At 71.2% G+C, this 11,942-nt stretch carries 12 protein-coding genes and 1 tRNA gene; 7 read left to right on the top strand and 6 right to left on the bottom strand.

Translation table 11 applies throughout. The features are described 5' to 3' along the window. The first annotated feature begins 41 nt into the window (after positions 1–41). On the top strand, positions 42–653 hold the full coding sequence (locus ACZ5Y0_RS00920; RefSeq protein ID WP_469126512.1) for a DedA family protein: 612 nt from the start codon (positions 42–44) through the stop codon (positions 651–653). Between the two features lie 380 nt (positions 654–1,033). On the opposite strand, the gene ACZ5Y0_RS00925 is transcribed toward ACZ5Y0_RS00920, so the two are convergent. Continuing rightward, the gene (locus tag ACZ5Y0_RS00925; protein WP_469126513.1) at positions 1,034–1,273 is read right to left on the bottom strand and encodes a DUF2277 domain-containing protein; all 240 of its coding nucleotides are present in this window, start codon (positions 1,271–1,273) and stop codon (positions 1,034–1,036) included. Between the two features lie 125 nt (positions 1,274–1,398). Between ACZ5Y0_RS00925 and ACZ5Y0_RS00930 the strand changes: the two genes are divergently transcribed. Further along, positions 1,399–2,298, top strand: a complete 900-nt coding sequence (locus ACZ5Y0_RS00930) for a ketopantoate reductase family protein (RefSeq protein WP_469126514.1) — start codon at positions 1,399–1,401, stop codon at positions 2,296–2,298. Here the strand turns inward: ACZ5Y0_RS00930 and ACZ5Y0_RS00935 are convergent. Further along, on the bottom strand, positions 2,292–2,825 hold the full coding sequence (locus tag ACZ5Y0_RS00935) for a GNAT family N-acetyltransferase (protein WP_469126515.1): 534 nt from the start codon (positions 2,823–2,825) through the stop codon (positions 2,292–2,294). The two genes, ACZ5Y0_RS00930 and ACZ5Y0_RS00935, sit on opposite strands and share 7 nt — an antisense overlap. A 107-nt stretch (positions 2,826–2,932) precedes the next feature. Between ACZ5Y0_RS00935 and ACZ5Y0_RS00940 the strand changes: the two genes are divergently transcribed. After that, positions 2,933–3,271 (top strand): hypothetical protein, encoded by a 339-nt coding sequence (locus ACZ5Y0_RS00940; RefSeq protein WP_469126516.1) that lies wholly within the window; start codon positions 2,933–2,935, stop codon positions 3,269–3,271. Positions 3,272–3,350: 79 nt separating this feature from the next. Here the strand turns inward: ACZ5Y0_RS00940 and ACZ5Y0_RS00945 are convergent. Beyond that, positions 3,351–3,425 (bottom strand) — tRNA-Val (locus ACZ5Y0_RS00945). 201 nt (positions 3,426–3,626) lie between these two features. Between ACZ5Y0_RS00945 and ACZ5Y0_RS00950 the strand changes: the two genes are divergently transcribed. The 3 genes from ACZ5Y0_RS00950 (at position 3,627) to ACZ5Y0_RS00960 (ending at position 6,561) form a co-directional block, all read left to right on the top strand. After that, on the top strand, positions 3,627–4,397 hold the full coding sequence (locus tag ACZ5Y0_RS00950) for a DUF4097 family beta strand repeat-containing protein (protein WP_469126517.1): 771 nt from the start codon (positions 3,627–3,629) through the stop codon (positions 4,395–4,397). Between the two features lie 74 nt (positions 4,398–4,471). Beyond that, positions 4,472–5,845: a hypothetical protein gene (locus tag ACZ5Y0_RS00955; RefSeq protein WP_469126518.1), complete on the top strand. Its 1,374-nt coding sequence runs from the start codon at positions 4,472–4,474 to the stop codon at positions 5,843–5,845. 107 nt (positions 5,846–5,952) lie between these two features. Further along, entirely contained in the window at positions 5,953–6,561 is a 609-nt protein-coding gene (locus ACZ5Y0_RS00960) for a DUF4383 domain-containing protein (RefSeq protein WP_469126519.1), read from the top strand. 15 nt (positions 6,562–6,576) lie between these two features. Here the strand turns inward: ACZ5Y0_RS00960 and ACZ5Y0_RS00965 are convergent, their stop codons facing one another. The 3 genes from ACZ5Y0_RS00965 to ACZ5Y0_RS00975 form a co-directional block, all read right to left on the bottom strand. Then, positions 6,577–7,737: an amidase domain-containing protein gene (locus ACZ5Y0_RS00965; RefSeq protein WP_469126520.1), complete on the bottom strand. Its 1,161-nt coding sequence runs from the start codon at positions 7,735–7,737 to the stop codon at positions 6,577–6,579. A 158-nt stretch (positions 7,738–7,895) separates the two neighbouring features. Further along, positions 7,896–9,179 carry a polysaccharide deacetylase family protein gene (locus ACZ5Y0_RS00970; protein WP_469126521.1) on the bottom strand — a complete coding sequence of 428 codons (1,284 nt, stop codon included), beginning with the start codon at positions 9,177–9,179 and terminating at the stop codon, positions 7,896–7,898. Positions 9,180–9,226: 47 nt separating this feature from the next. Continuing rightward, positions 9,227–11,440 (bottom strand): transglycosylase domain-containing protein, encoded by a 2,214-nt coding sequence (locus tag ACZ5Y0_RS00975; protein ID WP_469126946.1) that lies wholly within the window; start codon positions 11,438–11,440, stop codon positions 9,227–9,229. A gap of 288 nt (positions 11,441–11,728) precedes the next feature. On the opposite strand from ACZ5Y0_RS00975, the gene ACZ5Y0_RS00980 reads away from it, so the two are divergent. Further along, positions 11,729–11,941 carry an FmdB family zinc ribbon protein gene (locus ACZ5Y0_RS00980; protein WP_401469053.1) on the top strand — a complete coding sequence of 71 codons (213 nt, stop codon included), beginning with the start codon at positions 11,729–11,731 and terminating at the stop codon, positions 11,939–11,941. Position 11,942 lies beyond the last annotated feature (1 nt).

Raw genomic sequence — 11,942 nt, forward strand, 5'->3', positions numbered from 1 at the left:
CGCGGTTCGGTCGCACGGGGGAGACGACGGGGAGTTTCGCGGTGTTCGAGAGTGTGGGGGCGTTGATCGGCGCCCCTTGGATCTACGCGTTGGTGGCCCTGTCGGTCCTCCTCGACGTGTTCCTGCCGCTGCTGCCCAGCGGCTTCCTGGTCATCACGGCGGCGACCGCCGCGGCCGCGGGATCGGGGGCGGCGACCGGACGGCTGCCGCACGAGGTGCCCGACATCCTCGCGCTGATCCTCTGCGCGGCGACCGCCTCCGTCCTGGGCGATCTGGCGGCCTACCGCCTCGCCCGGCACGGCGGGGCGCGGCTGGACCGCGCGATCTCCCGTTCCCGGCGGCTGACCACCGCTCAGGAACGTCTCGGCGGGGCCCTCGCGGAAGGCGGCGGCGCGCTCGTCGTGCTGGCCCGGTTCGCGCCGGCCGGCCGGTCGGTCGTCTCGCTCATCGCGGGCGCCGCGCAGCGCCGCGTCCGCGACTTCCTGCCGTGGTCCGCCCTCGCCGGCCTCTCCTGGGCCGCGTACAGCGTCGCCCTCGGCTACTTCGGCGCGCACTGGCTCGGCGCGACCTGGCTGGCCACGGGGGTGTCCTTCTTCGCCCTGTTCGCCGCGGGCGCGGGAGCGGCGTACCTGATGCGCCGCCGGCCGGCGTAGCCGGTCACCAACCCTGAACGGGCCTCGTCCGCAGGCCCCCGGAGGGGCACCGCGGGCGGGCTGCGGACACACCTGCCCAGCGCATGGGCACCGCTTGCTCCGCGGCATCCGTGCAGCCGCCCGGCTCGCGGCCACCTCCCGCCGCCTGGCGCACCCTGCCGCGTGGGGCGGCACGGTGGGCGTCGGGGGAGGCACTCCGCGAGCGCCCGGTCGCGCGGACTGCCATTACGACAGCCGCCCCGCACGGTCGCCACCCGGCCCGGCGCGGATCCGCAGGACCACCCCCCGCCCCGCACGACCACCCGTACGACCACCCCCGCCCCGCGCGGCCGACCCGCACGACAGCCCTGGGCCCGACCCGGCGCGGCCGACGCGTGCGGTCACCCCCCGCCCGGCGCGGCCGACCGCGCGGCCCCGCGTACCTCCAGCCCTTCCAGCAGCTCGGCCGTGGCCGCGGCCACGGCGTCCACAGCCCGCTCGAACACCTCCCGGTTGTGCGCGGCAGGTGCCCGGAACCCGGACACCTTCCGCACGTACTGGAGGGCGGCGGCCCGGATCTCGTCCTCCGTGGCCTCCTCGGCCAGGACGGGCGGGCGAAGTGTCTTGATGCTCCGGCACATGCCCCCAGTCTCACCCCACCCACCCCGATCCGTCGCCCCTTCCCTCATCCCCCGCCCCCTGCCATGATCACCTCCGAGGCGGCCACCGCACCCTGGGGCCGACCGACGAGAGGAACAGCGGCACCATGGCGAACAAACTCACTCTGGCGATCCTCGGGCCGGGCGGCATCGGCGGTCTCCTCGCGGGCCTGCTGTCCCGCGCCGGCCACCACGTGACGTGCCTGTCCGGCGAGGACACGGCCACCCACCTGCGCACCCACGGCATGCAGGTCCGCAGCGCGCGGTTCGGCGACTTCACCGTCCCCGTCGCGGCCGGCACCGAACTGCGCACCCCCGTCGACGCCGTGCTGATCACCGTCAAGCACACCGCCCTCGACGCGGCGCTGACCCGTCTGCCCACCACAGCCCTCGGCGACGCGCTGCTCGTGCCCTTCCTCAACGGCGTCGAGCACCCGGCGTCCCTGCGCGCCCGGTACGGCCCGGCAGCCGTCGCCCCGGCCGTCATCCGGGTGGAGTCCACGCGGGTCGCCGCGGGGGTGATCGAGCACGCCAGCCCCTTCGCGGAGGTCGACCTCACCGGTGACCAGGTGCCCCGTCCCCGCCTCGACGCCCTCGCGAGGGCGCTGACGCAGGCCGGCCCGACGACCCGGGTCCTGCCGGACGAGACGACCGCGCTGTGGGCGAAGATGGCGTTCCTCGCCCCGTTCGCGCTCCTCACGACCCGCCACGGGCTCCCCCTCGGCGAGGTCAGGACGCGCCACCGCGAGGACCTGGCGGCCCTGGTCGCGGAGACGGCCGCGGTGAGCCGCGCCTGCGGCGTCCCCGCCGACCCGACGGCGGCACTCGCCCGCTACGACGCCTTCCCGCCGGCCACCAGGTCGTCCATGCAGCGTGACGCGGAGGCCGGCCGGCCGCTGGAACTGGACGCGATCGGCGGTGCGTTGCTGCGCGCGGCGGAGCGGCACGGGGTACCGGTGCCGGTGGCGACGCGCCTGGTACGGGAGTTGCGGGAAGCGGGCTACTGACTCAGGTCGACGTACCAGTCGTTGGACTTGATCCAGTGCCCCTTCGGATACTCGAAGTCGTACTGGCCGAGCAGGGTGAACCCGGCTCTGCGGCACACCCCGTTGGACGCGGGGTGATGCACGCTCGGGAAGGCGTGCAGGGTCCGGTGACCGCCGGTCTCCCGCACGGCCTTCCGGACGACCTCGGTGACCGCGCGGGCCGCCCCCGCGGCCAGCCCCCGCCCCTGGAACTCGGGCAGCACCCCCCACCCCGTCTCCCACACCGGCCCGCCCTGCCAGGACCGCTCCCAGTAGCCGATCGACCCGACGGTCGCCCCGCTCTCCGCCAGCACGACCCGGTACATCCGGCCCGCGTCCAGCTCCAGATACCGCCGGTGCCGGTCGGCGAGCTTCTCGGCCGGCTCCGGCCCGCCCAGGTGATCGGTCATCGCCGGGCTGTTGTTGCGCTCCAGCAGCCAGAAGTCGCCCTCCCCCCAGGGCACCAACCGCACCTGCCCCACGCCGGTCTCCGCAGCCTTGACGTCCATGCGGCCACCGTAGGACAAGGGACTGACAGCACCCCTTCCTTCATTCGAACGAATGAACCCCCTTCGGAAACTCGCGACTCAAATTCGAACAGGCGTACCATTGCCGCGTGGCTAAGACCTATGACTTTCCCAGCGACCTGCGCGCCGGTCAGGAGGAGCTGCATCAGGTCCGGGCCGAGCTGTCGGCCCTGCTGAAGCGGCTGCCCTGGTCGGTCGAGCCGCTGGACGGCTTCAGTGACGACAGCGGCTGGCGCAAGGTGGAGCGCCCCGCCTCCCCCGGGTGGACGGACGACGAGCAGGCCGAGGTGGAGAAGCTCCGTCGGCGCGAACACGAGCTGGCCGTGTTCGTGTCCGGTCACCGCTTCTGGGCGGAGGTCGCCGCCGCCGACCGCGTGGAGGCCCGTATGCGCCTCAAGCACGCCCACGAGGCGCCACCCGGCGAGTAGAGGCCGGGCCGGGGCGCCGACGCCGTCCCTGACATGCGAGAGGGTCCCCGGGACTTCCCGGGGACCCTCTCGCACTGCCTGGTGGGCGCGGACGGTTTCGAACCGCCGACATCCTGCTTGTAAGGCAGGCGCTCTACCCCTGAGCTACGCACCCAGGACGAGTCGACAGCCTACATTGCCCGAGGCCGTGCCCGGCAAACGGTGTCCGGGGAGCGGGCGGCGACCGGGGGTTAACCCCACCCCGGATCCGGGAGTGCGCCGGATCGTCCGGCGGACCGTGGCTGCCTAACGTCGCACGTATCGAGAACAGTGGCATCCACGCGGGCCGGGGGTCCGTCGCAGGGGGAGATTCGTCATGGCCCGTTTCAGCGTCCACGTCCGTACGGTGCTCGTCGCAGGGGCCGTCGTGGCGCTCGCCGCCACCGGGACCGCGTGCTCCTCCGCGGGCGACGACGAGCATCCCGACCACCGGTCGTTCGCCCTGACGAGAGCCACTCTCACCGTGGACTCCGACGACTCGGCACTCGAGATCGTCGCGTCGGACGAGTACCGCGAGGGCACGATCCGAGTCACCCGCTGGTTCGACGGCTCGGTCCTGGTGGGCGACGGACCGGAGGTCACCTGGACGATGAAGGACGACCGGCTGGTGCTGCGGACGTACTGCTCGGGCGTGGTCGCCGACTGCTCGGCCAAGCACCGCGTCGAGGTGCCGCGCGGCGTCGCCGTGAAGGTCGAGGAGGACGACGGCAGCGTCCGCGCACGGGGCTTCCGGGACGCCCTGAGCATCCGCACGGCCGACGGTTCGGTGCGCGTCACCGACTCCAGCGGGCCGCTGGACCTGCGCTCCGACGACGGTTCGGTGCGGGCGCAGGTCTCCTCGCGCCGGATCAGCGCGCACACGCGCGACGGCTCGGTCCACCTCGGCCTGGAGGCCGTACCGGACCGGGTGGAGTCCGTCAGCGACGACGGGTCGGTGACGGTCGAGCTGCCGCGGGCCACCTACAAGGTGACGACCCGCACCGGAAACGGGTCGGTCGACGTGTCCGTGCCCCGCGACGACTCCAGCGAACACGTCGTGTCCGCGCGCAGCGGCGACGGGAAAGTCACCGTGCGGAACGCGAACTAACCGGCCCGTGTGTTCGTCATTAACCGGTGGGAGAATGACTCCGGGCAGGGCGGATCACAGCACGGGAGAGGGATGTGACGGCGACACCAGCGCAGCCGTACTCGCCGTTGGTGCCGCGCGCGCGTCTGCGGGCGATCGGGGACACCCTCGCGCTCGCCGCCCTTCCCCTCGCCGCCCTCCTCCTGCTGCCCGGCGCGTTCGCCGGCGGAGGCACCCGCCGCTGGTTCGGCGGACGGGCGGAGAGCCAGCGGGCCGAGGCACAGGCCGCGAAGGACGCCGCGGCGGCCGCGTTCTACGAACTGGACACCGCCCAGCGGGATCTGCGGATCTCGATCGAGACGATCACGGCGGTCGACGCCTCGCCGGCCGCCCGGCGCGCGGTCGCCGACTTCGAGGCCATCGGGCGGCGCATCGACGAGGCCAGCCACCAGTACATCCAGGCCGTCGACGCCCACGACCTGGACCGGGACGACCTCGAGGCCTCCGCCGCCACGCAGGCGCGCGGCGAGCTGACACGCGCGAAGGACGAACTGGTCCGCGTCAAGGCCGAGCTGGACCGCTTCACGGACGGGCTCGGCCCGCTGCTCGGCAAGGCGGAGACCCAGCTGGCCCGGCTGGCGCCCGCCGTGGAGCGGGCCCGCCAGAGCCTGCTGGCGGCGTCGAACGCGCTGGACGCGGTCCGGGAGACGGGGCTGAAGGCGGACGACCTCGCCGCCCGGCTGGCCGCGCTCGCGCCCGAGCTGACCAAGCTCAACCAGGGCGCCGGGCAGCACGGCGTGCCGGGAACCCTGGAGCGGGCCGAGCGGGTCTCCCGCGAGGCGCAGGCGGTCCGGGCGGAAGCCGAGCGGCTGCCGGAGAAGGCCGCCGAGATCGACCACCGGCTGGTGTCCCTGCGCACCCGCGCCCAGGCGCTGACGACTCGATCGGGACAGGTCGAGCCGGTCCTGAGCGAGCTGCGGCGGCGTTTCACGGCGGCCTGCTGGCAGGACCTCCAGCACGTCCCCGGCCAGTCCGTGGAGCACGTACGGCAGGCGGAGGCGAAGCTCGCCGAGGCGCAGACCGCGCGGGACACCCAGCGCTGGCCGGACGCCACCGCGCTGCTGTCGACGGCGCGGGCCCTGCTGAACTCCACGGACGAGGCCGTCTCGGCCGCCGGCGACCGGCTGGCCAGACTGAACGCCGTACAGAAGGACCCGCGGCAGGAGATCGAACGGACCCGCTTCGCGATCCGGGACGCGCAGCGGCTGGCGATGGCCGGACGCAACACCCCCGACCCGCGGGACGCCGGGCCGCTGGACAAGGCGGTGGCCCGGCTGGAGCGGGCGATCGCCACGCTGGAGGGCCGCCACCCGGACTACTGGCACTTCCTCACCGAGACGGAGGCCGTCCGGCACACGGTGTCGGGTGTGGTGAGCCGCATCCGCGAGGACCGCGGCGCCGGGCACTGAGCCCGCCCGCGCCCGCCCGCGGTCGCTGCGTTGCCCCCGGCGCGCGTCGGGCGGATATTGGAGGTGCGTACGGCTCGGCTCGGACAGCGCTTCCAAGGGAGGCGAGGATGGCCACCCACATCATGCACTCGGGGACTCGGCGGCGGATCAGGCTGGACGACCACCTGCCCGTCGATCACCGTCTGAACAGGGTCTACCGGATCGGCGCCGGCCTGATGGGCCTCGGGCTGCTGATCTTCGGGATCTTCGGCATCATCGACCGGATCGGCTTCTTCGACACCGGCGGCGACACCGTCTGGGGCCTGAACACCAACGGCGCGCTCAGCTGGCTGTCGGTCGCCGTCGGCCTGCTGCTCCTCGTCGGCATGGTGATCGGCGGGAACTTCGCCTCCACGCTGAACATGACCCTCGGTGTGCTGTTCGTGGCCAGCGGCTTCCTGAACATGGGCCTGCTGGAGACGGACTACAACTTCCTGGCGTTCAAGATCCAGAACTGCATGCTCAGCTTCGTGATCGGCATCCTGCTGCTGGTGTTCGGGATGTACGGCAGGGTCGGATCGGCCCTGCCGCACGACAACCCGTACTGGCGGGCCCGTCACCCCGAACTCGCGGAGGAACGGGACCACCAGCGAGAGCTGCGGGAGCGGTTCCCGGCGGAACGCGCGGGGACCTCCCCCGAGAAGTCCCGGCCGGGTCAGGGCCCGCCGGGGCCCTGACCGGCTCCCGGCCCGTCAGGTGCGGTAGGCGTAGTACGCGGCGTTCGGGTACGACGCGATGATGCTCGCCACCGACCTGCTGTAGGTGTTGGTGGAGTGGTACGTCACGTACGGCACGCCCCGGCTGCGGGACGTGACGATCATGGTGTGGTCCTTGGAGCCGTTCTTGTCGAAGTCGACCTGGAGGACATCGCCGACGTCCAGCTGGTAGACGTTGGCGAGGCTGGTGGTGCGCTTGGAGTTCTGGGCGAACCAGGACCACTCGTTGACGCCGACGAAGGAGTCGGACTGGATGTCGGCGTTGCCGAACCACCTGGTGTAGTCGTACACGTAGCCGGGGACGTGCTTCCAGCCGCCCGCCTTCAGGGCCTGGCTGACGAAGTTGGTGCAGTCGCCGCCCGCGCCGTGCCCGTTGAAGTTCGGGTAGGCGGGGTTGTAGGAGGACCAGTACTGCTTGGCGTACGCGGCCATGGCCTTGTAGTCGAGGCCGCTGGCGGTGAAGTTCTTCGCCTTCGCCGGTCCGGGGTACGAGGTCGACGCCTTGGGGGCCGACGGCGTGGTGCTGGTGGTGGTGGCCACCATGGGCGCGACGGACGGCTTGGCCGTCTGGTTCACCGCGAGGCCCTCGTCGGTGTCGCGGATGCCGGTCAGCTGCCAGTCGCCGTGGCGGTCGGCGGTGAACGTCAGCTCGTGGTGGGCCTGGAACCCGGTGGCCTTCGGCTCGTCGCCGCGGACCTTCTCGTAGGTCAGGGTCGTGGTCTCGGTGACCGCGACCTTGGCCTTGCGGCCCTTCACGTTCGTGGCGTCCAGGGTGACGGTGGTGCTGCCCTTGCTGTACTTCTCGCCGAGCTGGGCGAGTCGCTCCTTGCGCTGGCCCAGCGAGGACAGGGTGGCGTCCTCGGTCCGGTTCTGCTTCGACGACAGCTTCACGTCACCGGAGAAGCCGTCGGTCAACGGCTTCCCGCGGTTGTCCTGCTTGCCGTCGACCAGGGCTTCGGTGCGGTCGGTGAACACCGCGTCGGCAAGGCGCTGGAAGGTGGCCTTGGTGCCGGCGTCCACCTTGGGGTCGTCGACGACCGCCGCGCCGGCGCTCCAGTTGGGCAGCAGGGCCACTCCTGCGACGACGGAGGTGGCGGCAGCCCCGAGTATCGCGGCGCGACGCCGCGTACGGCTCAATTTCCTTGACTTCACTGATGTTTCCCCTCTTGCCCCGGCGGCTGGATGCCGGGGTAGCGCATCTTTGCATGCCGCGCGTGCCCCAGGGGAGGAGGGGCGGCCCTACGGGCCCCGGAGTTACCGGACCGTCACTGCACAACCCATCCCGTGTCGACCGGTCACTGAACGACGGCCGACCAGTCCGGCGACTGAGCCGGGTCCAGGGTGCGCAGCCGCTCCAGCGTGGCGGGCTTCTGTACGTCCATCCAGTCCGCCAGCTCCTTGAAGGACACGCACTTGACGTCCTTCTTCACACACACGGTCTTGATGACCTCGTCGACGGCCTTCATGTAGATGCCGCCGTTCCACTCCTCGAAGTGGTTGCCGATGAACAGCGGGGCCCGGCTGCCGAAGTACACGCGGTTGAATCCGGACATGTAGGCGTCGACGGTCTCCTGCTGCCACTGCGGGTACTTGGCCGGGTCGCCCTCGGTCTCGCCCTCCGACTGGTTGTAGAGGAAGTTGAAGTCCATGGACAGGCCCTGGTACTTGCCGCCCTCGTACGGGAGCATCTGGAGCGGGAAGTCCCAGATGCCGTTCTTCTTCGTGGGCCAGATCTGGAAGTCGCCGGCCGAGCTGGCGTCGTAGCGCCAGCCGTAGCTCTTGGCGGCCTTCAGCAGGTTGGCCTGGCCCTCCAGGCAGGGGGCTCGGCCGCCGACGACCGCCTTCTTGAAGTCGAAGGGCAGCGGGTCCATGTCGGTGTAGCCGGTGTTCGTCTTCCACTTCTCGCCGAAGGCGAAGAACTGGTCGATCTCGCTCTTCCACTCCTCGACGCTCCAGTCGCCGCCGCCCTTGGCGCCGCAGAAGTGGCCGTTGAAGTGGGTGCCGATCTCGTTGCCCTCCTCCCAGGCCTTGCCGAGGTCCTCCAGCGTGGTGCGGACGTGCTCGTCGGTGGGGAAGCTGATCGCCGCCGACCCCTTGGGGTGCTGCGGCGGGCTGTAGAGGTCGGCCTTGCTCTTGGGCAGCAGGTAGATGCCCGTGAGGAAGAAGGTCATGTGCGCGTTGTACTCCCGCGCCATCTCCCGGTAGTGGGAGAACAGCCCGTCGTCGCCGGCCAGGGCGCCGTCCCAGGAGAAGACGACGAACTGGGGCGGTTTCTCACCCGGCTTGAGCGGTACGGGCTTGAGGCCGCCCTTCTGCGGGCCGGTGTACGAGGTGGAGCCGTCCCCGAGGACCTTGGTCTTGCCGTCCCACTCCGGCTCCTCACCCGCCGACGCCGCCGCCTTGCCGTCCTTGCCCGCGGAGGCGGTGGGCGCGGTGTTGTCCGTGCGGCTCAGCACCAGATAGCCCGCCACCAGCGAGGCGACGACGAGGAAGGCCGCCAGGGTCAGGAAACCCGGATGGGCGGCGGCGGGGCGGTTCGTTGCCCGGGCCTTGCGGCGGCGGCCCGACGGTGGCGTCATGTGCGGCTCATTCTCGAGGGGTTCGGGGACTGCGGTGCGGCCTGGGGTCAGCCGAGCGGGCTCATGGCTCTGGACCAGATGCCGTAGGGGACGCTGTCGTCCCCGGTGCCGTCGATGCCCTTCAGAGGCAGCGGTTCGAGACTCTCCGCCAGGTCGATGCGGTAGAGGACGACCGCCGTGGAGACGGCCTTGTCCGTGCCGACGTACCAGGCGGCCTTGTCGTCCTGGGTGGTCCCGGCCTTCCCCGCCACCCGGGCGCCCTCGGGTGCCGCGCCGGGGTGGGCGGTGCGGAAGGCGTCGGTGAGCGCGGAGGTGACCTCCGCGGCGGTGTCGGCGCCGATCGCGCGCGTCGGCCTGGGAAGGGCCAGCGGGACCTTGGTGCCGTTGTGGGTGATCTGCCGCACGGAGTACGGCTCGGTGTGCTTGCCTTCCGCGGCGAAGGTGGAGTATCCGCTGGCCATGCGGATGGCGCTGGGCGTGGAGCTGCCCTGTGACAGCGCGGGCACCTGTGCCCCGAGGCTGGAGGGGAGCAGTCCGGCCGCCTCGGCGGTGGAGCGCACCTTGTCCAGGCCGGTGTCCATGCCGAGCTGCATGAACGGCGTGTTCACCGACCTGGCGAGCGCCTGGTGCAGGGAGATCTTTCCGTAGGACTTGTCGTCGTCGTTGCTGGCGGCGACCTTCTTGCCGCTGCGGTCCCAGTAAGGCCCTTCGGGCGTGGTCACCGGCACGTCGTCGTCGCCGTCGTAGACGGACTCCCCGGTGACCGGTGTCGCCTCGCCGTCCCGCGTCTTGTGGACGCCGTGCTCCAGGCCGGCCGCGTAGACGAACGGCATGAAGGCGGAGCCGGCCGGGACGGTGGTGGCGTTGGACTCGTTGTAGCCCTGCGTACGGTGGTCGGGGCCGCCGTAGACGGCGAGGATGCGTCCGTCGGCGGCCACCGAGGCGGCGCCGTAGTGGGCGTTCTTCGCGTTCTTCGGGTCGTCCTTCAGGGCCTTGTCGCGGGCCTTGGTGACGGCGTCGGTGAGCTGGGCCTCACGGTCCTTCTCGAAGGTCGTGTAGATCTGGTAGCCGCCCAGGTCGAAGTCCTTCTCGTCGATCTTCGCGGCCTTCTTGGCGTACTGGGAGGCGAGTTCCACCAGGTAGTCGCTCTGCTCACCGGTGTCGTACAACGGATTGCTTTTGAGCGGCTCGGGGAGCTTCGTGTACGTGGCCCGCTCGGCCTTGGACAGTTTGCCGATGGCCACCATCCGGTCCAGGGTCCACGTCCAGCGTTCCACGGCGCGGGCGCGGTTGGCGCTGCTCAGCGTGGGGTCGTACAGCCCGGCGCCCTTGAGGAGGGCGGCGAGGAAGGCGGCCTCGCTGGCGTTCAGCTCGCTGACGTCCTTGCCGTAGTAGGCCTGGGCGGCGCGCTGGATGCCGTAGGTGCCGCGGCCGAACCAGCTGGTGTTGAGGTAGCCCTCCAGGATGTCGTCCTTGCTCATCTGGTTGTCGAGCTTGAGGGCGATCATCGCTTCGGTGAACTTGCGCCGGACCGTCTGGCTCTGGTTCAGGTAGACGTTCTTGACGTACTGCTGGGTGATCGTGGAGCCGCCCTGGGTGTCGCCCTGGCCGAGGGTGCGGAACAGGGCGCGGCTGATGCCCTTGAGCGAGATGCCGGGGTCGCTGTAGAAGCTCTCGTTCTCGGCGGCGAGGACCGCCCAGCGGACGTCCTCGGGGATGTCCTTCAGCGGCATCGCCTGCCGCTGGACCCAGCCGGTGCGGGCCATGGGCGTCCCGTCGGCCCAGAAGTACACGTTGTCCTGTTGGGTGGCGTAGCTGTTGAGGTTGTCCGGGACGTCGGTGGCGGCGTAGGCGACGGCCAGGAAGAGGGTGCTCAGGCCGAGGGAGGCGAGGAAGCCTCCGAGCGACTGCCGCCAGGAGGGTACCCAGCGGCGCCAGCCGGTCCGGCCCGGCCGCGGGTACTGCGGGCGCATGCGGCGTGCGTACGGGGCGAGGAAGGCCGTGAGGCGCGCGACGTACGGGGCGAGCAGGGCGACGAGGGGTGCCAGGCGGCGGCCGACGGCGGCGGTGAGCCGGGAGCGCAGAGGGGGGCGGGGGGCTTTCCTGCCCTTCCGCCGGTCTCCGGCTACGGAGGATTCACCGGACTTGTCCGACGTATGGGATATTTCCGGTTCATCCCTACTGCCGGGTATGCCCTCCGGTGGCACCCGCAGCTGCATGGTCTCGTCCGCCTTGAAAGAAGCGGGAACCTTCAGCTGCATGGTGGCGTCGGCCGGCTCCTGGGGCTCCTCCCCCTGCCCCACCTGAGTCACGATGTCTCCCTCCGCACTCGGTATTGCTCGCGTAGGCAGACGTACAGACGTACGAGGGTCTGACATGGTTGCCGCCGCAGCGGCAGCAAACCCTGAATCCCCCAACCTCGCGGTTCATCGCGGCGCCCTCAAATTACCAGCGCCCTTCGCAAGTTCTCCACATAAGAAATTGACAGAAGCGAACACCATCGAAACAGGGGGCACCGCTTCCCCCCATAGAGGGATTAATCTGTCCGCATGCCTCGCTACGAGTACCGCTGCCGGACCTGCGGCGACACCTTCGAACTCAGCCGTCCCATGGCGGAGTCCGCCGCGCCCGCCGACTGCCCCGCCGGTCACGACGACACGGTCAAGCTTCTGTCAACAGTAGCGGTGGGCGGCACGGTCTCCGCCCCCGCACCCAGGGCGGGCGGCGGGGGCGGCTGCTGCGGCGGCGGCTGCTGCGGCTGAC

Source organism: Streptomyces sp. NPDC033216 (genome assembly GCF_055577115.1).